The 23,071-nt window shown below is 67.4% G+C and carries 26 protein-coding genes; 21 read left to right on the top strand and 5 right to left on the bottom strand.

Annotated features, from left to right (window positions below; translation table 11 throughout):
• Window positions 1-147 precede the first annotated feature (147 nt).
• The 9 genes from gshA (at window position 148) to mnmH (ending at window position 8,457) form a co-directional block, all read left to right on the top strand.
• Window positions 148-1,443 carry a glutamate--cysteine ligase gene (gshA, locus tag ACW4E8_RS03825; protein ID WP_114131492.1) on the top strand — a complete coding sequence of 432 codons (1,296 nt, stop codon included), beginning with the start codon at window positions 148-150 and terminating at the stop codon, window positions 1,441-1,443.
• 9 nt (window positions 1,444-1,452) lie between these two features.
• Window positions 1,453-2,421 (top strand): glutathione synthase, encoded by a 969-nt coding sequence (gshB, locus tag ACW4E8_RS03820; protein ID WP_456803288.1) that lies wholly within the window; start codon window positions 1,453-1,455, stop codon window positions 2,419-2,421.
• A 67-nt stretch (window positions 2,422-2,488) separates the two neighbouring features.
• Window positions 2,489-2,944, top strand: coding sequence for a PTS sugar transporter subunit IIA (locus ACW4E8_RS03815; RefSeq protein ID WP_456803287.1), 456 nt, complete (start codon window positions 2,489-2,491; stop codon window positions 2,942-2,944).
• Complete coding sequence (locus tag ACW4E8_RS03810) at window positions 2,913-3,182, top strand: HPr family phosphocarrier protein (RefSeq protein ID WP_010814838.1); 270 nt, start codon at window positions 2,913-2,915, stop codon at window positions 3,180-3,182. Before ACW4E8_RS03815 ends, ACW4E8_RS03810 begins: the two co-directional genes overlap by 32 nt.
• A 49-nt stretch (window positions 3,183-3,231) precedes the next feature.
• Entirely contained in the window at window positions 3,232-5,004 is a 1,773-nt protein-coding gene (gene ptsP, locus ACW4E8_RS03805; RefSeq protein WP_456803286.1) for a phosphoenolpyruvate--protein phosphotransferase, read from the top strand.
• Between the two features lie 212 nt (window positions 5,005-5,216).
• Window positions 5,217-5,522 (top strand): (2Fe-2S)-binding protein, encoded by a 306-nt coding sequence (locus ACW4E8_RS03800; protein WP_456803285.1) that lies wholly within the window; start codon window positions 5,217-5,219, stop codon window positions 5,520-5,522.
• Window positions 5,523-5,648: 126 nt separating this feature from the next.
• A complete protein-coding gene (gene bfr, locus ACW4E8_RS03795; RefSeq protein ID WP_018310539.1) occupies window positions 5,649-6,128 on the top strand; it encodes a bacterioferritin in 480 nt (159 codons plus the stop codon).
• A gap of 182 nt (window positions 6,129-6,310) precedes the next feature.
• Window positions 6,311-7,354, top strand: coding sequence for a selenide, water dikinase SelD (gene selD / locus ACW4E8_RS03790; RefSeq protein ID WP_456803284.1), 1,044 nt, complete (start codon window positions 6,311-6,313; stop codon window positions 7,352-7,354).
• Entirely contained in the window at window positions 7,354-8,457 is a 1,104-nt protein-coding gene (gene mnmH / locus ACW4E8_RS03785; protein WP_456803283.1) for a tRNA 2-selenouridine(34) synthase MnmH, read from the top strand. Before selD ends, mnmH begins: the two co-directional genes overlap by 1 nt.
• A gap of 9 nt (window positions 8,458-8,466) precedes the next feature.
• Here the strand turns inward: mnmH and ACW4E8_RS03780 are convergent, their stop codons facing one another.
• The 3 genes from ACW4E8_RS03780 to gpmA all read right to left on the bottom strand — a co-directional run bounded on the left by ACW4E8_RS03780 (window position 8,467) and on the right by gpmA (window position 11,973).
• Entirely contained in the window at window positions 8,467-9,264 is a 798-nt protein-coding gene (locus ACW4E8_RS03780; RefSeq protein WP_456803282.1) for a HesA/MoeB/ThiF family protein, read from the bottom strand.
• A gap of 175 nt (window positions 9,265-9,439) precedes the next feature.
• A complete protein-coding gene (locus ACW4E8_RS03775; RefSeq protein ID WP_456803281.1) occupies window positions 9,440-11,047 on the bottom strand; it encodes a S41 family peptidase in 1,608 nt (535 codons plus the stop codon).
• 179 nt (window positions 11,048-11,226) lie between these two features.
• The gene (gpmA, locus tag ACW4E8_RS03770; RefSeq protein WP_456803280.1) at window positions 11,227-11,973 is read right to left on the bottom strand and encodes a 2,3-diphosphoglycerate-dependent phosphoglycerate mutase; all 747 of its coding nucleotides are present in this window, start codon (window positions 11,971-11,973) and stop codon (window positions 11,227-11,229) included.
• Window positions 11,974-12,161: 188 nt separating this feature from the next.
• Between gpmA and ACW4E8_RS03765 the strand changes: the two genes are divergently transcribed.
• The 5 genes from ACW4E8_RS03765 to ACW4E8_RS03745 all read left to right on the top strand — a co-directional run bounded on the left by ACW4E8_RS03765 (window position 12,162) and on the right by ACW4E8_RS03745 (window position 15,773).
• Entirely contained in the window at window positions 12,162-12,575 is a 414-nt protein-coding gene (locus tag ACW4E8_RS03765; protein WP_456803279.1) for a rhodanese-like domain-containing protein, read from the top strand.
• 86 nt (window positions 12,576-12,661) lie between these two features.
• A complete protein-coding gene (grxC, locus tag ACW4E8_RS03760) occupies window positions 12,662-12,919 on the top strand; it encodes a glutaredoxin 3 (RefSeq protein ID WP_013955430.1) in 258 nt (85 codons plus the stop codon).
• 200 nt (window positions 12,920-13,119) lie between these two features.
• The gene (gene secB, locus ACW4E8_RS03755; RefSeq protein WP_010814828.1) at window positions 13,120-13,638 is read left to right on the top strand and encodes a protein-export chaperone SecB; all 519 of its coding nucleotides are present in this window, start codon (window positions 13,120-13,122) and stop codon (window positions 13,636-13,638) included.
• Between the two features lie 104 nt (window positions 13,639-13,742).
• On the top strand, window positions 13,743-14,759 hold the full coding sequence (locus ACW4E8_RS03750; protein ID WP_456803278.1) for an NAD(P)H-dependent glycerol-3-phosphate dehydrogenase: 1,017 nt from the start codon (window positions 13,743-13,745) through the stop codon (window positions 14,757-14,759).
• 36 nt (window positions 14,760-14,795) lie between these two features.
• Window positions 14,796-15,773 carry a Bug family tripartite tricarboxylate transporter substrate binding protein gene (locus tag ACW4E8_RS03745; protein WP_456803277.1) on the top strand — a complete coding sequence of 326 codons (978 nt, stop codon included), beginning with the start codon at window positions 14,796-14,798 and terminating at the stop codon, window positions 15,771-15,773.
• 16 nt (window positions 15,774-15,789) lie between these two features.
• Here the strand turns inward: ACW4E8_RS03745 and trmL are convergent, their stop codons facing one another.
• Together trmL and ACW4E8_RS03735 are read right to left on the bottom strand one after the other, a co-directional pair.
• Entirely contained in the window at window positions 15,790-16,260 is a 471-nt protein-coding gene (trmL, locus tag ACW4E8_RS03740; RefSeq protein ID WP_018310528.1) for a tRNA (uridine(34)/cytosine(34)/5-carboxymethylaminomethyluridine(34)-2'-O)-methyltransferase TrmL, read from the bottom strand.
• Window positions 16,261-16,345: 85 nt separating this feature from the next.
• Window positions 16,346-17,203 (bottom strand): ComF family protein, encoded by an 858-nt coding sequence (locus ACW4E8_RS03735; RefSeq protein WP_456803276.1) that lies wholly within the window; start codon window positions 17,201-17,203, stop codon window positions 16,346-16,348.
• On the opposite strand from ACW4E8_RS03735, the gene ACW4E8_RS03730 reads away from it, so the two are divergent.
• The 7 genes from ACW4E8_RS03730 to ACW4E8_RS03700 all read left to right on the top strand — a co-directional run bounded on the left by ACW4E8_RS03730 (window position 17,192) and on the right by ACW4E8_RS03700 (window position 22,993).
• On the top strand, window positions 17,192-18,145 hold the full coding sequence (locus tag ACW4E8_RS03730) for a methyltransferase domain-containing protein (protein WP_456803275.1): 954 nt from the start codon (window positions 17,192-17,194) through the stop codon (window positions 18,143-18,145). The two genes, ACW4E8_RS03735 and ACW4E8_RS03730, sit on opposite strands and share 12 nt — an antisense overlap.
• A gap of 272 nt (window positions 18,146-18,417) precedes the next feature.
• A complete protein-coding gene (locus ACW4E8_RS03725) occupies window positions 18,418-18,927 on the top strand; it encodes a DUF2244 domain-containing protein (RefSeq protein WP_011614466.1) in 510 nt (169 codons plus the stop codon).
• Between the two features lie 58 nt (window positions 18,928-18,985).
• Window positions 18,986-20,248 (top strand): cytochrome c oxidase subunit II, encoded by a 1,263-nt coding sequence (coxB, locus tag ACW4E8_RS03720; protein ID WP_456803274.1) that lies wholly within the window; start codon window positions 18,986-18,988, stop codon window positions 20,246-20,248.
• 38 nt (window positions 20,249-20,286) lie between these two features.
• Window positions 20,287-21,894, top strand: coding sequence for a cytochrome c oxidase subunit I (gene ctaD / locus ACW4E8_RS03715; protein WP_456803273.1), 1,608 nt, complete (start codon window positions 20,287-20,289; stop codon window positions 21,892-21,894).
• A 74-nt stretch (window positions 21,895-21,968) separates the two neighbouring features.
• The gene (locus ACW4E8_RS03710; protein WP_010814819.1) at window positions 21,969-22,100 is read left to right on the top strand and encodes a cytochrome oxidase small assembly protein; all 132 of its coding nucleotides are present in this window, start codon (window positions 21,969-21,971) and stop codon (window positions 22,098-22,100) included.
• A 17-nt stretch (window positions 22,101-22,117) separates the two neighbouring features.
• Window positions 22,118-22,729 (top strand): cytochrome c oxidase assembly protein, encoded by a 612-nt coding sequence (locus ACW4E8_RS03705; protein ID WP_456803272.1) that lies wholly within the window; start codon window positions 22,118-22,120, stop codon window positions 22,727-22,729.
• 39 nt (window positions 22,730-22,768) lie between these two features.
• The gene (locus ACW4E8_RS03700; protein WP_114136416.1) at window positions 22,769-22,993 is read left to right on the top strand and encodes a DUF2970 domain-containing protein; all 225 of its coding nucleotides are present in this window, start codon (window positions 22,769-22,771) and stop codon (window positions 22,991-22,993) included.
• The last annotated feature ends 78 nt before the right edge of the window (window positions 22,994-23,071 follow it).

Genomic DNA, 23,071 nt, shown 5'->3' with positions numbered 1-23,071 from the left:
CCGGCTCTTTATTTCGCGCCGCCCATCCCCATATCGTTATCCCTCGGGCCCGGCCGTGCATATCCTTATAAGGGGTGTGCCAGCGCCTGGTTGGCCGTTCCTCTACAATCGGGGCGAACGATTAAGACGACGATTTATAGGATGGATATGGTCCCGCATCTCATCACCGCGCTGAACGGTCCGCTGCTCGAACTGGAAAAGAAGATCCTGGACGCCACGCCGTCCATCGAGCGCTGGTTCAGGCTGGAATGGCAGGAGCATACCCCCCCGTTCTACTGTTCGGTGGACCTGCGCAACGCCGGCTTCAAGCTGGCGCCGGTCGATACCAACCTGTTCCCGGGCGGGTTCAACAACCTGGCCCCGGAAATGCTGCCGCTGGCGGTGCAGGCGGCGATGGCGGCGATCGAGAAGATTTGCCCGGACGCCAAGAACCTGCTGCTGATCCCCGAGCGGCATACCCGCAACATGTTCTACCTGCAGAACGTGGCGCGGCTGTCCCTGATCATGCGCCAGGCGGGCCTGAACGTGCGCCTGGGCTCGCTCTCCGAGGAAATCACCGAACCGACCCCGATCGAGCTGCCCGACGGCCAGACCCTGGTGGTCGAGCCGCTGGCGCGCCTGGGCACCAAGGGCCGCCGGCTGGGGCTGAAGGATTTCGACCCCTGTTCGATCCTGCTGAACAACGACCTGTCGGCCGGGATCCCGCCGATCCTGGAAAACATCAACGAGCAGTACCTGCTGCCGCCGCTACACGCCGGCTGGTCCACCCGCCGCAAGAGCAGCCACTTTGCCGCCTATGACGAGGTGGCCAAGAAGTTCGCCAAGCTGATCGACATCGACCCGTGGATGGTCAACCCGTACTTCGCGCGCACCACCGGCGTGAACTTCCACGAGCGCGTGGGCGAGGAGGAACTGGCCGACGCGGTGGAGGGCGTGCTCAAGAAAATCGCCAAGAAGTACCGCGAGTACGGCATCAAGGAAACCCCGTACGTGGTGGTCAAGGCCGATGCCGGCACCTACGGCATGGGCATCATGACCGTGCGCGATCCTTCCGAGGTCAAGGGCCTGAACCGGAAGGAGCGCAACAAGATGAGCGTCGTCAAGGAAGGCCTGGAGGTCAGCGACGTCATCATCCAGGAAGGCGTGCACACCTTCGAGAAGGTCAATGAAGCGGTGGCCGAGCCGGTGGTGTACATGATCGACCGCTACGTGGTCGGCGGCTTCTACCGCGTGCACACGGGCCGCGGCAACGACGAGAACCTGAATGCGCCGGGCATGCATTTCGTGCCGCTGGCGTTTGCGCCCAACGGCATCCCGGACAGCCACGCCAAGCCTGGCGCCGCCGTGCCGAACCGCTTCTACATGTATGGCGTGGTGGCCCGGCTGGCACTGCTGGCGGCGTCGCTGGAACTCGAGAAGACCGACCCGAACCCGATTATCTGAGCCGCCACCATGCGCATCCTCTTCATCACCGATCCGCTGGAGACCTTCAAGACCTACAAGGACTCCACCTACGCCATGATGACCGAGGCCGCCGCGCGCGGCCACGAGCTGTACTGGTGCCTGCAGCCGCAGCTGTCGCTGTCCGGCCGCACGGTCGAGACCGTGGCCACGCGCCTGCACCTGACTGGCGAGACCAGCGACGCCGATCACAGCGCCTGGTACCGCGAGGGCAACAGCGCGCTGGAGCCGCTGTCGGCCTTCGACGCGGTGCTGATGCGCAAGGATCCGCCCTTCGACATGGAGTACGTCACCAGCACCTGGCTGCTGGAGCTGGCCGAGTCGCAGGGCGCGCGCGTGTTCAACAAGCCGCGCGCGATCCGCGACCATTCCGAGAAGCTGGCCATTGCCCAGTATCCGGAATACATCACGCCGACCCTGGTCACGCGCGACCTGGCACGCATCCGCGACTTCCACGCCGAGCATCGCGACATCATCGTCAAGCCGCTGGACGGCATGGGCGGCATGGGTGTGTTCCGCGTCGGCGCGGACGGCATGAACCTGGCCGCGATCGTCGAGACGCTGGGCCACGACGGCGCCCGCACGCTGATGGTGCAGCGCTATATCCCGGCGATCAAGGATGGCGACAAGCGCATCCTGCTGATCGGCGGCGTGCCGGTGCCGTATTCGCTGGCGCGCGTGCCGATGGCCGGCGAAGTGCGCGGCAACCTGGCTGCCGGCGGCACCGGCCGCGCGCAGGAACTGAGCCCGCGCGACCGCGAGATCGCCGAGGCACTGGCGCCGGGGCTGTGGGACCAGGGCCTGCTGCTGGTGGGCCTGGACGTCATCGGCGACTACCTGACCGAGGTCAATGTGACGAGCCCGACTTGTTTCCAGGAGATCACCCAGCAAACCGGCTTCCATGTCGCGGCGATGTTCATCGACGCGCTGGAGCACGCCGTGGACGCTGCCGGCCGCTGAGCCTGGCCGGCAGCGGGAGCGCGGGGGCCGCCTGCTACAATCGGGGCAATCCAACGGATTCACCATCATGGCAGGCATTCTGATCATCGCGCACGCCCCGCTGGCTTCGGCCCTGCGCGATTGCGCCGCCCACGTCTACTGCGGCCAGCCGCAGCGGCTGGAAGCCATCGACGTCCTTCCCGATGCCGACCCCGCCGTCGTGCTGGCCGAGGCCAGGCGCCGGCTGGCGGCCCTCTGCGAAGACAACGGCGCGCTGGTCCTCACCGATATCTTCGGCGCCACCCCCGCCAATATCGCCGCACGCCTGGCCGAGCCGGGCCGCGTGCGCGTGCTGGCCGGCGTCAACCTTCCCATGCTCGTGCGCGCGATCTGCTACCGCGGCGAAAAGCTCGACCAGCTTGCCACCAAGGCCCTGGCCGGCGGCTCGCAGGGTGTGCTGCAGGTCGGCACCACGACTGTCCAGAACCAAACCGCAAACCATCCCGACAAATATGCTGCAGAGGGACACCACCATCATCAATAAGCTCGGACTGCATGCCCGCGCGTCCGCCAAGCTGACCCAGCTCGCCGGAAACTTTGTCAGCCAGGTCAAGATGTCCCGCAATGGTCGCCAGGTCGACGCCAAGAGCATCATGGGCGTAATGATGCTGGCCGCCGGGATCGGCTCGACGGTGACCCTCGAGACCGACGGCCCCGACGAGCAGGAGGCGATGGACGCGCTGCTGGCGCTGATCGCCAACCGCTTTGGTGAGGGAGAGTGAGGCCGGCGGCCTCGACCCGAATTCTTAAACGTTCCTGACGGAGCGGTACATGCCTTTCGCCCTGCACGGCATCCCGGTCTCGCGCGGCGTCGCCATCGGGCGCGCGCACCTGCTTGCGCCCGCGGCGCTGGACGTGTCGCACTACCTGGTCGATGAAGACCAGCTCGACGCCGAGGTCGAACGGCTGCGCGCCGCGCGTGCCTCGGTGCGGGCGGAACTGGTCGCGCTCAAGCGCGACCTGCCGCGCGACGCACCCGAGGAGCTGGGCGCGTTCCTGGACGTGCACGCGATGATCCTCGACGACGAGGCGCTGGCGCGCGAGCCCGAGGCCCTGATCCGGGGCCGGCGCTACAACGCAGAGTGGGCACTTACCACGCGCCTCGAAGAGCTGATGCGCCAGTTCGACGAGATCGAGGACGAATACCTGCGCGAGCGCAAGACCGATATCCGGCAGGTGGTCGAGCGCATCCTGAAGGCGCTGGCCGGGGCCCCGGTGCTGGTGCCCGCGCCGGTGCCGGCGCTGGCCGCCGACGGCGAGGCCGCGACCGGGGTGATCGTGGTGGCCCACGATATCTCCCCGGCCGACATGCTGCAGTTCCGCCATACCATCTTCCAGGGCTTCGTGACCGACATGGGTGGGCGCACCTCGCATACCGCCATCGTCGCGCGCAGCCTGGACATCCCGGCCGCGGTCGGCGTGCAGAGCGCGAGCGAGCTGATCCGCCAGGACGACTGGATCATCATCGATGGCGATGCCGGGCTGGTGATCGTCGACCCGACCGCCATCATCCTGGAAGAGTACCGCCACCGGCAGAGCGAGCGCGCGCTGGAAAAGAAGCGCCTGCAGCGGCTGCGGCATACCCCGGCGGTGACGCTGGACGGGCTGGAAATCGACCTGCTGGCCAATATCGAGATGGCCGAGGACGCCGGCGCGGCGCTGTCGGCCGGCGCGGTCGGCGTGGGCCTGTTCCGTTCTGAATTCCTGTTCATGAACCGGCGCGACGAGCTGCCGGGCGAAGACGAGCAGTTCCAGGCCTACCGCGGCGCGGTCGATGCCATGCACGGGCTGCCGGTGACCATCCGCACCATCGACATCGGCGCCGACAAGCCGCTCGATGCCCGGGGCGACGGCCGCAGCGATGAGTTCGAGACTGCGCTGAACCCGGCGCTGGGCCTGCGCGCGATCCGCTGGTCGCTGTCCGAGCCGGGCATGTTCCTGACCCAGCTGCGCGCGCTGCTGCGTGCTTCGGCCTTCGGCCCGGTGCGGCTGCTGGTGCCGATGCTGGCGCACGCCAGCGAGATCGACCAGACCCTGGCGCTGATCGCCAAGGCCAAGCGCCAGCTCGACGAGCGCGGCGAGGCCTACGATCCAGGCATGAAAGTCGGCGCCATGATCGAGATCCCGGCGGCGGTGCTGCTGCTGCCGCTGTTCCTGCGCAAGATGGACTTCCTGTCCATCGGCACCAACGACCTGATCCAGTACACGCTGGCCATCGACCGCGCCGACAACGCGGTGGCGCACCTGTTTGACCCGCTGCACCCGGCGGTGCTGCAACTGGTGGCGCGCACCATCCGCGAGGCCAACCGCGCCGGCGTGCCGGTGGCCGTGTGCGGCGAAATGGCGGGCGACCCGTCCATGACCCGGCTGCTGCTGGGCATGGGGCTGCGCGAGTTCTCGATGCACCCGGCGCAGCTGCTGCGGGTCAAGCAGGAGATCCTGCATGCCCACTGCGAACGGCTCGAGCCGCTGGTCGACCAGGTCCTGCAGGCCTTCGATCCGGAGGAGCAGGCGACCGCCCTGCAGCAGCTCGCACGACCCTAGTGGCATCAGGGTTTTCTGATGCGGCAAGGCGGCTGAGGCGGCACTTTCCAAGGCTGGAAAGTGCCGCCTCAGCCGCCTTTCTTTTGTGCGTTGTGGCGTCTACCCGACCTCTCCCGATGTGGCTTAATGGGAATTGTTATCATTATTGATCTCTGATATTCTGACGTTCATTCGCAGTGGCATGCCGGTGCCACGCCCCAACGGAGCGACTTGTGTACGTCTGTATCTGCAACCAGATCACCGATCGTGAGATTCACGGTGCTGCGCACCTGGGCATCGAAACCCTCGACGAACTGGCCGAAACGCTTGGCGTCGGCACGTGCTGCGGCCGCTGCCGCGAGTGCGCGCACCAGGTGTTGCAGGAAGGCGTGGCAGCGGTGCGCAACGTCACCGTGGCGACCCTCGCCAACATCCAGGTTGTGGAGATTTCTTCCTGTTCCGCATCGGGCCCATGTACCATAATGGACACTCGGGACCCGGCAGTCGCGAATGACCGGCGCAAGGCGCTGGTGGCCTGAACGCGCCCATGAACTGAAGATTCGGTTCACGGCGCGCTTTTGCGCTTTTTCCATTTTCACTGACTGCACGGCGCCATTGGCGCCGTTTCGTGTTTTTGCGCGGGCCCGATGCAACAGGAGCCGCCAATGAAAGGTGACAAGAAGGTCATCCAGCATCTGAACGCCCAGCTCAAGAACGAGCTGACCGCGATCAACCAGTATTTCCTGCACGCCCGCATGTATCGCCACTGGGGCCTGAAGAAGCTCGGCGACGTGGAGTACAAGGAATCGATCGGCGAGATGAAGCACGCCGACCGCCTGATCGAGCGCATCCTGATGCTGGACGGCCTGCCCAACCTGCAGGACCTGCACAAGCTGCTGCTCGGCGAAGACACGCCCGAGATGCTCAAGTGCGACCTGAAGCTCGAGCAGACCGCGCACGGCACCGTCAAGGAAGGCATCGCCTACTGCGAATCCGTGGGCGATTACGTCAGTCGCGAAATCCTGGTCGATATCCTCACCGATACCGAGGAACATATCGAATACCTGGAAACGCAGCTGGACCTGATCGACAAGGTCGGGCTGCAGAACTACCTGCAGTCGCAGTTGGAGCCGGGCGAGCAATAAGCCGGTCTCCGGCGTGGCCGCTCTTCATGAGCGGCCCGCCCCAGCGCGCGGCGCCATTCGGCACCGCCTTGTTGCTCGCCTGCAGGCAGTAACCCTTCTCATTCCGATTCCTGTTCTTCATCCAGGCGTCCCTGGCGGGCAAAGGCTCCTGTCCCGCCACGGCGCCGCGCGGAGCTCACCCTATGACCAGTCCCATCCGCCTGACGCAGTACAGCCACGGCGCTGGCTGCGGCTGCAAGATTTCCCCGAAAGTGCTCGACGTGATCCTGGCCGGCAGCGGCGCGCAGCATCTCGACCCGCGTTTGTGGGTCGGCAATGCCTCGCGCGACGATGCCGCCGTGTACGCGCTGGATGGCGCCGACGGGCAGCGCGGGGTGGTCTCCACCACCGACTTCTTCATGCCCATCGTCGACGATCCGTTCGACTTCGGGCGCATCGCCGCCACCAATGCGATCAGCGATATCTATGCGATGGGCGGCGACCCGCTGATGGCCATCGCCATCCTGGGCTGGCCCGTCAATGTGCTGCCGCCCGAGGTGGCGCGCGAGGTGGTGGCGGGCGGGCGCCGCGCCTGTGACGACGCTGGCATTCCGCTGGCGGGCGGGCATTCGATCGACGCGCCCGAGCCGATCTTCGGTCTGGCGGTGACCGGCCTGGTCGAGCGCGCGCACATGAAGCGCAACGACACCGCCACGCCTGGCTGCCGGCTGTACCTGACCAAGCCGCTGGGCATCGGCGTGCTGACCACGGCGGAAAAGAAGGGACTGCTGCGCGCCGACAACCGCTACCTGGCACGCGACTGGATGTGCGTGCTGAACCGTCCGGGCAGCGCCTTCGGGCGGCTGCCCGGCGTGCGTGCGATGACCGATGTCACCGGCTTCGGCCTGCTTGGTCACCTGGTGGAGATGGCCGACGGCAGCGGCCTGAGCGCGCGCCTGGACTACGCGGCGGTGCCGGTGCTGGACGATGTGGTCGACTATATCGGCCAGGGCTGCGTGCCGGGCGGCACCCAGCGCAACTTTGACAGCTACGGGCATCGCATTGCGCCGCTCACCGACGGGCAACGCGCGCTGCTGTGCGACCCGCAAACCAGTGGTGGCCTGCTGGTGGCGGTTGAGCCTGCTGGCGAAGCCGAGTTCCTGGTCGAATGCCAGCGGCTCGGGCTGGCACTGGCTCCAATCGGCGAGATGGTGGCGCGCTCCGCGCTTGCCGTAGAGATCCGGTGATGCGCCCTGACACCGCCGACTTCCGCACCCTGTTCCTCAGCGGCGTGGCCATGCTGGACGTGCGCGCGCCGCTGGAATTCGCGCGCGGGGCCTTCCCCGGCGCGGTCAACCTGCCGCTGATGGACGATGCCGAGCGCCATGAGGTGGGCCTGCGCTATGCGCAGCAGGGCCAGCAGGCGGCAATCGAACTTGGCCACCAGCTGGTGACGGGGCTGCGCAAGGCGGCGCGGATCGCAGCCTGGGCGGAGTTTGCGCGCGCGCATCCGGACGGCTACCTGTATTGCTTCCGCGGCGGGCTGCGCTCGCAGCTGGTGCAGCAATGGCTGCACGCGGCCGGTGTCGATTACCCCCGCGCGACCGGTGGCTACAAGGCGATGCGCGGCTTCCTGATCGAGACCACCGATGCCGCGGCGGCACAGCAGCAGTGGTTCGTGCTGGGCGGGCTGACCGGCAGCGGCAAGACCGATGTGCTGGCCGACGTGCCCGCCGCGATCGACCTCGAAGGCCATGCGCGGCACCGCGGCTCGGCCTTCGGGCGGCGCGCGCTGGCCCAGCCGCCGCAGATCGATTTCGAGAACGCGCTGGCCATCGATGTGCTGCGGCATATTGACGCAGGCTGGCGCGCGCTGGTGGTGGAGGACGAGGGCCGCTTTATCGGCAGCCGCGACGTGCCGCAGGCGCTGACGCAGCGCATGCAGGCCAGCCCGCTGGTGTGGCTGGAAGCGTCGTTCGACGAACGCGTGGAGCGCGTGCTGCGCGACTATGTGCAAGGGCTGGCGGCGGAGTTCATCGCCGAGAAGGGCGGCACGGAAGGCTTCGAAGCCTACGCCACGCGCCTGCGCGAGGCCATGGCAGGCATCTCGCCGCGGCTGGGCGGCGCCCGCTACGGCAAGCTGTCGGCGTTGCTGGACCAGGCGCTGGCGCAGCAGGCGGAGCGGGGCGAGGTGGATCTGCACCGCGACTGGATCGCCGTGCTGCTGCGCGAGTACTACGATCCGATGTACGCCTTCCAGCGCGAACAGCGCGAGGCGCGCATCGTCTTTCGCGGCGACCGCGCCGCCGTTACCGACTGGCTGCGGGCGCACACGGCGCAGCAGGACTAGCCTTCGGATTCAGTGCCCGGCGCAGACCGGGCAATCCGGCGTACGCGCCAGCCGCATGGTGGTCCATTCCATCGACAGCGCATTGACCATCAGCAGCCGGCCCGCCAGGCTCTCGCCGATACCGGCGAGCAGCTTGAGCGCCTCGGCCGCCTGCACCGTGCCGACCATGCCGACCAGCGGCGCGAACACGCCCATGGTGGCGCAGGCCACTTCCGGCGCGGGTTCGGCCGGCGGGAATAGGCAGGCGTAGCAGGGCGCCTCGGGCTGGCGCCGGTCGAACACGCTGATCTGGCCATCAAAGCGCAGCGCCGCGCCTGACACCAGCGGCACCTTGTGGCGCACGCAGGCGCGGTTGACTGCCTGGCGCGTAGCGAAGTTGTCGCAGCAATCGAGCACCACGTCGGCCGTGGCGACGAGCTGGGCAAGCTCTGCGTCGCCCACGCGCGCGGGCACCGTCACGATCTCCAGGCCCGGGTTGATGCGCAGCATGCCTTCGCGCGCCGAATCCACCTTGGGCCGGCCCACGTTGGCGGTGGTGTGGATGATCTGGCGCTGCAGGTTGGTCAGGTCGACTTCATCGTTGTCGACCACCGTGATGCGGCCCACCCCGGCCGAGGCCAGGAAGGGCAGCGCGGCCGCGCCCAGGCCGCCGGCGCCGATCACCAGCGCATGGCCGGCCAGCAGGCGCCGCTGGCCCTCGATGCCGAGTTCATCCAGCAGGATGTGGCGCGAGTAGCGCAGCAGTTGTTCGTCGTTGAGGCCGTCGGACTGGTCGTCTTGCGGTCCGTCTTGGATGGCGTCGCTCATGATGTTGCCCCTCGGGGTGCTCCCTCTCCCGCTTGCGGGAGAGGGTCGGGGAGAGGGCCGGAGTATCGACGAAGTGACCCGTGTCGGTATGCCCGTGCCTGCCCTCTCCCCCTGCCCCTCTCCCGCAAGCGGGAGAGGGGAGCAAACCGGCAGCCTGACTAAAGCCCCAGGGGCCTCAGGGTGCCTTGCCCGTCGGCGTGCCCAGCGGCTCGCCGAACGGGGCGCTGGCCGGCGGCTGCTTGGCGGGGGCCGGTGCCGCCGGCTTGGCTGCCGGTGCACTGGCGCCCTTGGCGCCGCTCTTGCTGGAGGGCTTTGCCGCCTTGCCGTTGTCGGCCGGCGGATTGGTTTCCAGCTTCGACTTGGAGCGCTTGACCGGCTGCCCGTTGAGCTGGGCAATGGCCTGCTGCAGCATGAAGTCGTCGGCCGTGCCGAATTCCACCGGCTTCTTGCGGCGATCCTTCTCGCGCTCTTCCGGTGACTTCTTCGCGTTCTCTTCTTCCAGGCGGCGCAGCTCTTCCACGCGGCGCTGCTCGCGCTCGGTCATTTCCGGCTCTTCCGATTCCTGCTTGTTGTGCAGGTGGCGCTCGGTGTCGATCTCGCGCGTGATCAGCGCGTCGTCCGGATCGCCTTCGGGGTTCTGATCGACCGGGATGTCCGGACGGATGCCCTTGGCCTGGATCGACTTGCCGCTCGGCGTGTAGTAGTACGCGATGGTCAGCTTGATGCCGGTGTCGTTGGTCAGCGGGCGCACGGTCTGCACCGAGCCCTTGCCGAAGGTGGTCTTGCCCATGATCTGCGCGCGGTGATGATCCTGCAGCGCGCCGGCCACGATCTCGGAGGCCGAGGCCGAGTAGGCGTTGGTCAGCACCACCATCGGGATCTTCTTGTAGAGCGCGGGCAGGTCCTTGAGCGGATCGTCTTCCAGCGACGACAGGCGGTAGTTGTTGTACGTCGCCTTGTACACGCGCTTGGCATCGGGCACCTGGCCGTTGGTGGACACCACCGTGGCGTCTTCCGGCAGGAAGGCCGCGGCCACGCCGACCGCGCCCTGCAGCACGCCGCCGCCGTTGTTGCGCAGGTCCAGCACCAGGCCCTTCATGTTGGGGTTCTTCTGCGCCAGCTCGGCCAGCTTGCGGGACAGGTCGGAGATGGTGCGTTCCTGGAAGCTGGTCAGGCGGATCCAGCCGATATTGTTGTCCAGCATCTTGGCCTTGACCGACTGCACGCGGATCTCGGCGCGCGTGATCGAGACCGGGAAGGTGCGTTCCTCGCTCTTGCGGTAGATGGTCAGCGTGACCTTGGTGCCGGGCTCGCCGCGCATGCGCTTGACCGCCTGCTCCAGCGGCAGGCCGCGCACGGGCTTGTCGTCGATGCGGGTGATCAGGTCGCCCGGCTGGATGCCGGCGCGGAAGGCAGGGGTGTCCTCGATCGGGTTGATCACCTTGACCAGGCCTTCTTCCTGCGAGATCTCGATGCCCAGGCCGGCAAAGCGCCCGCGCGTGCCTTCCTGCAGTTCCTTGAAGTCTTTCTCGTCGAGGTAGGACGAATGCGGGTCGAGGCTGGCGACCATGCCCTTGATGGCTTCGGTCAGCAGCTTCTTGTCATCGACCGGCTCCACGTACTCGCGCTTGATCTGCCCGAAGATATCGGCCATCAGCCGCAGCTGGTCCAGCGGCAAGGGCCCCGATGAATTCTGCGCGGTCGCCGAAATCTGCAGCGTGGCGAGCACGCCGGCGACGAGGCCGACAGAAACTAGGCTGATGTTCTTGAGCGTCTTGCGCATGAGGGCTGCCTGAACGTGTACTCGAAGTACTGGTGTACGGTAAGGGGATTATGCCGGCTGCGGCCGCCCGGCGCCGGGCGGTTTGTCCGACAGTATAAGTGCGAGTGGTGAAAAGGGCCTGTCCCGTCCCTGCTCAGGGTGGGCGGCCGCACATCCGCGCGCGGCCGCCCGGGCCGGCGTCAGCGTGCCTTGCCCTGGCTGGCCACGGCCGCCAGCGAGGCGGCGATGGCGTCCTGGTCACCCAGGTAGTAGTGGCGCAGGGGGCGCAGGTCGGCGTCCAGCTCATAGACGAGCGGGGTGCCGTTGGGGATATTGAGTCCGACGATATCGTCATCCGAGATCTGGTCCAGGTATTTCACCAGCGCGCGGATGCTGTTGCCATGGGCGGCAATGACCACGCGCTTGCCGGATTGGATGTCGGGGGCGATGGATTCGTTCCATAGCGGCATCACGCGGGCCACGGTGTCCTGCAGGCACTCGGTCAGCGGGATCTCGTTGCGCGGCACATTGGCGTAGCGCGGATCGTCGTACGAGGCACGCGGATCGGTGGGCTCCAGCGCGGGCGGCGGCGTGTCATAGCTGCGGCGCCACACCAGCACCTGCTCGTCGCCGAACTTGGCGGCCGTTTCTGCCTTGTTCAGACCGGCCAGCGCGCCGTAGTGGCGCTCGTTCAGGCGCCATTCGTTGCGCACCGGGATCCACATCAGGTCCATTTCATCCTGCACATGCCACAGCGTGCGGATGGCGCGCTTGAGCACCGAGGTATAGGCCACGTCAAAGCCCAGGCCGGCATCCTTGAGCAGCTTGCCGGCCTGGCGCGCCTGGTCGGCGCCGGTTTCGGTCAGGTCGACGTCGACCCAGCCGGTAAAGCGGTTTTCAAGGTTCCACGTGGATTCGCCGTGGCGGATGAGGACGAGCTTGTACATGCTGCTGCTTCCAGAGAGTAGGTAACCTGCATGCGTCCGCGCCGTCACCTGGAGGGGGCTGATGGGTTCCTTGTGGACATCCCATGTCTCAGACAGGCGACAATGGCGGATGGCCATGCGACGGCAGGGCCTGGACGCCAAACCGCGTATTTTATAATGCCGCCGACCCAACCTACCGGAATGCCAACGTGAATTTCTTCGCCGACTACAACAACCTCGCTCTGATCGCCCTTGCCGTGGTCTCGGGCGGCCTGCTGGCCTGGCCCGCGATCTCGCGCAGCACCCGCGGCAAGACCGTCAATACGGCCGCCGCGACCCAGCTGATCAACAAGCGCGGCGCGGTCGTGGTCGACATCCGCGAGCCCGCCGAGTATGCCAAGGGTCACCTGCCGCAAGCCAAGAGCGCGCCGCTGGCCGACCTGCCCGCGCGCGCGGCCGGCCTTGCAAAGGACAAGGCTGCCCCCATCATCGTCGTGTGCCAGACCGGCCAGCGCTCGGGCAAGGCCCAGGCAGCGTTGAAGGAAGCCGGTTACAGTGAGATCTACGCGCTCGAGGGCGGCATCGCCGCCTGGCAGCAGGCAGGCCTGCCGCTGGTGAAGTAATCCCGGGCAGCACCGCCGTATCCGTCACAGCGCGCGCCCCCCGGCCAGGCCGGGCCGCGCGCGCATTGCATTCAAGGAGAACCCGCATGGCCCGTGTCGTCATGTACAGCACCGTGGTGTGCCCGTATTGCCTGATGGCTGAACGCCTACTCAAGTCCAAGGGCGTGGAAATGATCGAGAAGATCCTGATCGACCGCGAACCCGGCAAGCGTGAAGAGATGATGGCCCGTACCGGTCGCCGCACCGTGCCGCAGATCTACATCGACGAGACCCACGTGGGCGGCTTCGACGACCTCTCGGCGCTGGACCGCCAGGGCGGCCTGGTGCCGCTGCTGGCCGCCTGAGCCAGTTGCGCCGGCGCTGGCGCGGAATCGTCTGATTCCGCGCCGGGCTGGTTCCGGCACACCCCCGGCGCGGGTGAATTCGCCACCCGCGTCATGTACCATATGCGTTTTCCAACCGGGCACCGGCCAGCCCTGCACGACGCAAGGACTGCAGCCGCCGCGCCCGATGCACATCCAGCCCATCCTCCCGGAAGCCTTTCATGAGCGACCAGCAAAACACCCAGCAGGACGATCAACCCTTCTTCAACATCCAGCGCGTCTACCTGAAAGACATGTCGCTGGAGCAGCCCAATTCGCCCGGCATCTTCCTGGAATCGGAAGCCCCGTCGGTGGAAGTGCAGGTCAACGTCGGCGCTTCGCAGCTGCAGGAAGGGATCTTCGAAGTGGTGGTGACGGGCACCGTGACGACCAAGGTGCAGGACAAGGTTGCCTTCCTGGTGGAAGCGCACCAGGCCGGCATCTTCGATATCCGCAACGTGCCGGTGGAGCAGCTGGACCCGCTGCTGGGCATCGCCTGCCCGACCATCCTGTACCCGTACCTGCGCGGCAATATCGCTGACGTGATCACCCGCGCCGGCTTCCAGGCCATCCACCTGTCGGAAATCAACTTCCAGGCGCTGTATGAGCAACGCCTGCAGGCCGCCATGGAAGAAGCCCAGGGTGCCGAAGGCGGCAACAGCGGCATCGTGATGCCCGACGGCAGCCAGGCCCGCCACTGATTCCGGCGTCCTGAGCCACTATCGAAACGGGGCTGCGGCCCCGTTTTGACTTTGGACTACCATCGGTGGCGTGAACCTCCGCGCCATCTTCTGTTCGAGCTGCCATGAAACTGACCTTCCTCGGTGCCGGTGCCTGGGGCACCGCCCTCGCCAGCCATGCCGCGGCCACCAACGACGTGGTGCTGTGGGGACGCGATCCCGCGCAGCTCGCGGCGATTGCGGCCACGCGTGAGAACGCCGCCTACCTGCCCGGCGTGACGCTGTCCGGGCGGCTGGCGGTGCAGGCGGATTTCGAGCAGGCCGTGGCGCATGCCGCGGACGACCCGGACGGCATCGTGGTGGTGGCCACGCCGGTGGCGGGCTTGCGCGAGATGACGCGCCGGCTGGCCGCGCGCAGCGCCAGGCCAGTGTCGATGCTGTGGCTGTGCAAGGGCTTCGAGTCCGGCACCCACCTGCTGCCGCACCAGATGGTGCGGGCCGAGCTCGATGCCGCCGGGCGCACCGAGGGCTTTGCCTACGGCGTGCTGACCGGCCCCAGCTTCGCGCGCGAGGTGGCGCTGGGGCTGCCGTGCGCGCTGACCGTGGCGGGCAACGAGCCGTCGCTGGCCGAACGCGCGCAGGCGGCCTTCCACCATCATGCGATGCGCATCTACGGCAGCGACGACCTGACCGGCGTGGAAGTCGGCGGTGCGGTCAAGAACGTGCTGGCCATCGCCACCGGCGCCAGCGACGGGCTGGGCCTGGGCCTGAACGCCCGCGCCGCGCTGGTGACGCGCGGGCTGGCCGAGATGACGCGCCTGGGGCTGGCGCTGGGCGGCCGGGTCGAGACCTTCATGGGCCTGGCCGGCGTGGGCGACCTGATCCTGACCGCCACCGGCGACCTGTCGCGCAACCGCAAGGTCGGCCAGCAACTGGCGGCGGGGCAGAGCCTGGAGCAGATCCTGGCCGGGCTGGGCCACGTCGCCGAAGGCGTGCGCTGCGCCCAGGCGGTGGCCGAGCTGGCCGCCACGCACGGCGTCGAGATGCCGATCGCCCGCGCGGTCTGCGCGGTGCTGTTCGACGGGCTGAGCGCCGCCGATGCGGTGGCGCAGCTGCTGCAGCGCGACGCGCGCGACGAATGACTACCCGCGTACCCACCTCCTGATCCTCTGCACCGCATGCCCACACGACGACAAGCGCTGATCGCGCTGGCGACTGCCTGCGCCGCCGGGACTTCCGGCAGCGTCTTCGCCCAACCCTGGCCCGCGCGGCCGGTCCGCATGGTGGTGCCGTTCCCGCCGGGCTCGTCGCCCGACCTGATCGCGCGCATCGTGACCGAAAAACTGGCCGCCGCGCTGGGCCAGCCTGTGGTGGTGGAAAACCGTCCCGGCGCCGGCGGCAATATCGGCACCGGCATGGTGGCGCGCGCCGCCCCCGACGGCTATACGCTGCTGTTCACCATCAACGGCCCGCTGGTGACCGCGCCGACGCTGTCGCGCAACCTGAACTACGACCCGTTCCGCCAGCTGGCGCCGGTCACGCTGGTGGCGACCTCGCCCAACGTGCTGGTGGTGGATGCACGCCTGCCGGTGCACAACCTGCGCGAGTTCGTCGCGCTGGCACGGTCGAAGCCGGCTGAGTTGAACTATGGCTCGCCCGGCAACGGCAGCGCCTCGCACCTGGCGATGGAGCAACTGAAGGCGATGGCGGGCATCGACCTGCAGCACGTGCCGTACCCCGGCTTCCCGCAGATCACCACGGCGATGGTGGGCGGGCAGGTGCAGGCGGGCTTCATGGTGCCGGCGATCGCGATGCCGCAGGTCAACGCGGGCAAGCTGCGCGTGCTGGCCGTGACCACCACGGGGCGCACGGCGGTGTTGCCGTCGGTGCCGACGGTGGCGGAATCCGGCTACCCGGGCTTCGAGGCGATTTCCTGGCAGGCGGTGCTGGCGCCGGCGGGCACGCCGCAGGCTGTGATCGACCGGCTCTACCGCGAGCTGGTGGCGATCATCGGCAGCGCCGACGTGCGCGACAAGATGCGCGCGCAGTATTTCGTGCCGGCCGGCACCGCGCCAGCCTCGCTGCGCCAGACCATGGTGAGCGAGAAGGCACGCTGGGACAAGGTGATCCGCGCCGCCGGCGTGCAGCCGGAGTAGGCGCTGGCCGGGCGGCTCAGCTGCCGCCTTCGAACCCATTCTGGCGCCACGCCTCGAACACCACCACGGCGACCGTGTTCGACAGGTTCAGGCTGCGGTTGTCAGGCCGCATCGGCAGCCGGATGCGCTGCGCGGGCGGGAACCAGTCGCGCCGCTCCGGTGATAGCCCGCGCGTCTCGGAACCAAACACGAACCAGTCCCCCGGCCGGAACGCCACCTGGCCGAACGGCGTCGAGCCGCGCGTGGTCAGCGCGAACATGCGCGCCGGGTCGGGCTGCTCGCTGGCCATCAGCGCGTCCCAGCTTTCATGCACGCGCATGGTGGCGTACTCGTGGTAATCCAGTCCCGCGCGGCGCATGCGCGCGTCTTCCAGCGGAAAACCCAGGGGTTTGACCAGGTGCAGCTGCGCGCCGGTGTTGGCGCAAAGGCGGATCACATTGCCGGTATTGGGCGGGATTTCCGGTTCGACCAGGACGACATTGAACATGATGCGGGGGGATGGCGGGCGCGCTGCGCCCTTCGTCAGAACGGTGCGCAGCTTACCGCGCGCACCGGCCACTGTCATCCAGACGCTACGGCGTGCGCAGCGCGACGATCACGCTGACGCAGGCCGCGCCATGCGCCTTGAGCACGGTGGTGGCCTCGTGCAGGGTGGCGCCGGAGGTCATCACATCGTCCACCAGCGCCACGTGCAGGCCGTCCAGCCGCACGGCGCGCGTCAGCCTGAAGGCGCCGCGCAGGTTCACCTGCCGGGCGGCCAGGTCCAGCGCGCGCTGGCTGCCGGTGTCGCGCTGGCGCTGCAGCAGCATCGGGTCGGCGCGCAGGCCCAGGTGGCGCGCCAGCGGCCGCGCGATTTCCCAGGCCTGGTTGAAGCCGCGCGCGGCCAGCCGTTGCGGCGACAGCGGGATCGGCGCTAGCAGGTCGGGCGCGGCCTGTTGGGCCCAGGTCGCCGGCAGTCCCGCAGCCAGCCTGGCCGCGAGCCAGCCTGCCAGCGGCAGGGCGTGGCCGAACTTGAGCGCCAGCACCAGCTGGTCCTGCGGCGAAGCGTAGTCGCCCAGCGTGTGGGCATGGTCGTAGGCCGGGGGCGATGCCGCGCAGGCCGGGCAGTGGAAGTGGCGCCCCAGCGCCAGCGCGCAGGCGGGGCAGCGCCGCACCGGGCGCAGCAGGTCGGCGGCACAGGGCGCGCAGACCACCTGCCGCTGCACCGCCCCGCACAGCGCGCAGGCACTCGGCAGCAGCAGCTCGCGGGCGCCGGCCAGCACCTTGCCGGCGGCGCCGGCAGCCAGCGCGGCGCGCGCGTATACTTGCCGTCCGGCCGCAGCCCATCGGGCGCGGCGGCCGCGTTCATCCGGCGCCCGGGCCTGATCCTGTATCTGTCCCCGCGCTGGTTCCTGGTTTTCTTGCTGCCCTGTCTGCCCGTGTCCCTGCATGCCGCTGATTCCCCCGATGCCTTCCTGCCGCCCGCGCGCCTGATCCGGCTCGCCTTCGACCGGCGCAGCCGCGGCTTCGGCCAGCTGGACTTTTTGCTGGGCGAGATCGGCCGCCGCATGCAGGAGCGCATGGAAGTGATCCGCCTGGCGCCGCAGCGCGCGCTGGATATCGGCTGCGGCCACGGCCAGGGCCTGGCCGGGCTGCGCGCGCGCTTCCCGGATGCGCAGATTGCCGGGCTGGACATCTCCGGCGCGATGCTGGCCGAGGCCGGCCAGCGCGACCCGCAGCGCCGGCCCGGCTGGATCGGCCGCATGCTGGGCAAGCGGCCGCTCTTCGACCTGGTCCAGGGCGATCTTGCCACACTGCCCTTTGCGCCCGCGAGCTTCGACCTGCTGTGGTCCAACCTGGCGCTGCACTGGCATCCGGAGCCGCACCGCGTGTTCCCGGAGTGGCACCGCGTGGCCCGCGACGAAGGGCTGGTGCTGTTCTCGCTGTTCGGCCCGGACACGCTGAAGGAGCTGCGCGCGGCCTTTGCCGAAGTCGACGATGCACCCCATACGTTGCGCTTTGTCGACATGCACGATATCGGCGACATGCTGGTGCACAGCGGCTGGTCCACCCCGGTGATGGACATGGAGACGCTGACCGTGACCTATGAGTCCCCCGCCACGCTGCTGCGCGAGGTGCAGGCCTTCGGCGGCCTGCGCGGGCCGGCCGGGGCGCTGCCGCAGGGCCTGCGCGGCCGCGGCTGGTACCAGGCGCTGGCGCAGGCGCTGGAGCGGCGGCGCAACGCCGATGGCGTGATCCCGCTGACCTTCGAGATCGTCTACGGCCACGCCTGGAAGTTGGCCCCGCGTGGCGGCCAGGCGGTCGACGAGCAGGGCCGCGCGGTGGTGCCGCTGGACCAGATCGGCCGTGCAAGGCCGCGTCGGACAAGTTAAAACAGAGTTAACTTGCGCCGGTGCGGGATTACCGCAAACATAGCGCCGGCGCGGCGGGCAGGGCGATGGCGGGACTCTTCCCTATGCACAGAATCAAGCGGCGCGCAAGCCGTCCGGTCAAGGCGCGCCCTTGTCCGTGTATGGGAAGCGCCCTATAATGCGCCAGTTTGTCGCAGTGGTCCCCTGGCACAAGAACGTCCTGGTTTTGCACTTGCACTGTGCGGCCCGGACGCCATCGTCCCGGGTGTGCATCCGATGCAGAGTGGTTGGCGATGCAAGACTTGGGTATCGCATTCCAGACGGCAGGTGGTGACTCCGGCGGAAATCTCGACGGACCTCCCCCCGCGCCCCACGACTGGCTGATGAAGCGGAATTGCTCGCTGAGTCCACGCCAGGTCGGCTGGTTTTACCTCTCGATCCTCACGGTTTCGCTTGCCATCGCGTTGTTTTTTGCGTGGCAAGGGTCCTGGCTCGTACTGCCGTTCGCGAGCATCGAGCTGATCGGGCTGGGCATCGCACTGCTGGTGTATGCGCGCCATGCGACAGACTATGAGCGCGTCAGCATCACCGACGGCACGCTGGTCGTGGAGACAGCCAGCGCCGGACGGGTGACGCGCCAGGAATTCAATCCGCGCTGGGTGCGGATCGAACTGGGTGAATCGTTCCGGGCGCTGGTGACGCTGCGCTCGGGCGGGCGTGAGGTACAGGTGGGGTGTCACGTGGACCCGTACCGGCGACGCAAGTTCGCGCAGGAGCTCGCAGCGGCCTTGCGCCGCCTCTGAGAGGCGGCGGTGGCGGCGGCGGGGACAGATTTGAATCTGTAAATTGGGTAGATAACAAATGAAAATGTGGAAGAAGGCATCCGCAGTTTGTCTGGCCGGCGCGTCCCTGCTTGCCAGCCAGGCGGCGTCCGCGGTCAGCGACATGCCGGGCGGCCCCGCCGTGCGCCAGCTCAACCTGACCGAGCCGGTTACCAAGATTGCCGAACAGATTCACTGGTTGAACTGGATGATGCTGATCATGTGCACTGTGATCTTCGTCGCGGTGTTCGGCGTGATGTTCTATTCCGTCTTCAAGCACCGCAAGTCCAAGGGTGCCAAGCCTGCTGCCTTCCACGAGAGCATCACGGTCGAAGTGATCTGGACCATCGTCCCGTTCATCATCGTGATCGCGATGGCCCTGCCGGCCACCAAGACCGTGGTGGCGATGAAGGACACCACCAACTCCGACATCACCATCAAGGCCACCGGCTACCAGTGGAAGTGGGGCTATGACTACCTGAAGGGCGAAGGCGAAGGCATCTCCTTCGTGTCGACCCTGACCACCCCGCGCGAGCAGATCAACAACGAGCAGCCCAAGTCGAACACCTACCTGATGGAGGTGGACAACGAGCTGGTCGTGCCGGTCAACAAGAAGATCCGCATCGTCACCACCGCCAACGACGTGATCCACGCCTGGATGATCCCGGCCTTCGGCGTCAAGCAGGATGCGATCCCCGGCTTTGTGCGCGACACCTGGTTCAAGGCCGAGAAGATCGGCGTGTACCGCGGCCAGTGCGCCGAGCTGTGCGGCAAGGAACACGCCTTCATGCCGATCGTGGTGCGCGTGGTCTCGGACGCCGACTACACCAAGTGGGTCGACGGCAAGAAGAAGGAGCTGGCGGCCAAGGCCGACGATCCCAACAAGACCTGGACGCTGGACGAGTCGAAGGTGCGTGGCGAGAAGATCTACGCCGCCAACTGCGCGGTCTGCCACCAGCCCAACGGTAAGGGCGGCGGCGCCTTCCCGGCGCTGGACGGCTCCAAGATCGTGAACGGCACGAAGGCCGGCCAGATGCACGTCATGCTGGAAGGCAAGGGCGGCATGCCGTCGTGGAAGCAGCTCTCAGACACCGAGCTGGCCTCGGTCATGACCTATACGCGCAACGCCTGGAGCAACAAGACGGGTGAAGTGGTCCAGCCGAGCGACTTCGTGGGTGCCCGTGCGGGCAAGTTCCCCGAGGGCGGCGGCGCGGCAGGCGGCGCAGCGCCGAAGGCCGAAGCCAAGCCGGCCGACAAGGCTGACAAGCAGGCCAGCCTCGCGGGCAACCGCGTCGCGGGCTGACCCGCTGAAGACAGAACAGGATTAGAGGAGCATTTGCGATGAGTACTGCTACCCCGGACGCGCTCGCCCATCCGCACGACCATGCGCATGACGACCACGCGCACGACCACCCGCATGGCTGGCGCCGCTGGCTGTTCGCCACCAACCACAAGGACATCGGTACGCTGTACCTGCTGTTCTCGTTCATCATGCTGCTGTCGGGCGGCGTGCTGGCACTGCTGATCCGCCTGGAGCTGTTCGAGCCGGGCCTGCAGTTCTTCCGCCCAGAGCTGTTCAACCAGTTCACCACCATGCACGGCCTGGTGATGGTGTTCGGCGCGATCATGCCGGCCTTCGTCGGCTTCGCCAACTGGATGATCCCGCTGCAGGTCGGCGCGTCCGACATGGCGTTCGCGCGCATGAACAACTTCAGCTTCTGGCTGTTGCCGCCGGCCGCGCTGCTGCTGGCCGGCTCGTTCTTCGCCCCGGGCGGCGCCACCGCCGCCGGCTGGACCCTGTATGCGCCGCTGTCGGTGCAGATGGGCCCGGGCATGGACATGGCCATCTTCGCGATGCACATCATGGGCGCGTCGTCGATCATGGGCTCGATCAACATCATCGTGACCATCCTCAACATGCGCGCCCCCGGCATGACGCTGATGAAGATGCCGATGTTCTGCTGGACCTGGCTGATCACCGCCTACCTGCTGATCGCCGTGATGCCCGTGCTGGCCGGCGCCATCACCATGGTGCTGACCGACCGCCACTTCGGCACGAGCTTCTTCTCGGCCGCCGGTGGTGGTGACCCGGTGATGTACCAGCACATCTTCTGGTTCTTCGGCCACCCCGAGGTGTACATCATGATCCTGCCGGCGTTCGGGATCGTCTCGCAGGTGGTGCCGGCGTTTGCCCGCAAGCGCCTGTTCGGCTACAGCTCGATGGTGTATGCCACCGCCTCGATCGCCATCCTGTCGTTCATCGTGTGGGCCCACCACATGTTCACGACCGGCATGCCGGTGACCGGCCAGCTGTTCTTCATGTACGCGACCATGCTGATCGCGGTGCCCACCGCCGTGAAGATCTTCAACTGGATCGCCACCATGTGGCGCGGCTCGATGAGCTTCGAGACCCCGATGTTGTTCTCGATCGGCTTCATCTTCGTGTTCACCATCGGCGGCTTCACCGGCCTGATGCCGGCCGTGGCCCCGGTCGACATCCAGCTGCAGGACACCTACTTCATCGTGGCGCACTTCCACTATGTGCTGGTGGCCGGCTCGCTGTTCGCGCTGTTCGCGGGCTTCTACTACTGGGGTCCGAAGTGGAGCGGTTTCATGTACAACGAAACCCGCGGCCAGATCCACTTCTGGGGTTCGATGATCTTCTTCAACGTGACCTTCTTCCCGATGCACTTCCTGGGCCTGGCCGGCATGCCGCGCCGCTATGCCGACTACCCGACCCAGTTCGCGGACTTCAATGCGATCGCGTCGATCGGCGCGCTGGGCTTCGGCCTGATGCAGGTGTACTTCTTCTTCTTCGTGGTGCTGCCGTCGTACCGCGGTGGCGAGAAGGCCGCCGACAAGCCCTGGGATGGCGCCGAGGGCCTGGAGTGGACCGTGCCGTCGCCGGCGCCGTTCCACACCTTTGAAGTTCCCCCGCAGGTCCGCTAAGGCGCGGCCAGCGTAATCAGGCAGCGGGAGGCGGCAGCGTCCGTCTCCCGCGCCGGCAGGCAACAGAAGCAGCTATGCAGTCTCCAGACAAAAGCCCGTCACGCCCGGACCAGAAGGCCGCCAACCGGCGCCTTGGCCTGATCCTGCTGTCGATCGTGGTGGTTTTCTTTCTGGGGTTCTTCGCCAAGATGATGTTTCTTGGCTGAGGCGGCAGGGTAGCGAGATGAGCATCGACCAGCAGGCTGGCAGGGAAGCGGATAAGCGGTTCAACCGCGGCATGATGCTGCGCCTGGTCGTGATCGTGGCCGTGATGTTCGGCTTCGGCTACGCGCTGGTGCCGCTGTACAAGAAGATCTGCGAGATCACCGGCATCAACGTGATCACCACGCGCGAGCTGCACGGTGCGGTGAAGAACACGCAGGTCGACAAGAGCCGCACCATCACGGTGGAGTTCGACTCCAACGCGCGCGGGCCCTTCGCCTTCCGGCCGGTGAAGAACAGCATGGAAGTGCACCCGGGCGAGATGGCGACGATCGTCTATGAGGTGGCCAACGGGCAGCCGCGCGATATCTCGGCGCAGGCCATCCCGAGCTACGCGCCCAAGCAGGCGACCCAGTATTTCATGAAGCTGGAGTGCTTCTGCTTCAAGCAGCAGACGCTCAAGGCGAAAGAGGCGCGCGAGATGCCGGTGGTGTTCGTGATCGATCCCGCGCTGCCCAGGGATGTGAAGAACATTACGCTGTCATACACCTTCTTCGAGGTGGGTGCTCCGGTGGCGCAGGCGCCCGAGGGCCAGCTGGCGCCGCAGCCGGCACCGGCCGGCAAGGGCATCTGAAGCGGCCGCGGCGCATGCCGGGGCTGAGGAGGACGGACGATGGATGAGATGAAGGACGCGGTCAAGCGCAAGATGTCGTTCGGGCAGACCATGCGCGCGGTGCTGTGGTCGTTCATCGGCCTGCGCAAGGGCGCCGAGCACGAGCGCGACATGGCCCGGCTGAACCCGGTGCATGTGGTGATCGCCGGAGTGATCGCGGCGGCCATCTTCATCGCGGTGCTGGTGGTCATCGTGCGCATCGTGGTGGGACAGGCAGCGGGATAGCAGGGCAGGAAGGGTAGACAACAAAAGCAGTCGCAGAACAAAGCAACCGCGGCGGCGGGGCTGGCCCAGAGGAGTGGG

Source organism: Cupriavidus sp. CP313 (assembly GCF_054072015.1).
The sequence above is the reverse complement of the archived record's forward strand: the minus strand, read 5'-3'. Positions and strand labels throughout refer to the sequence as shown.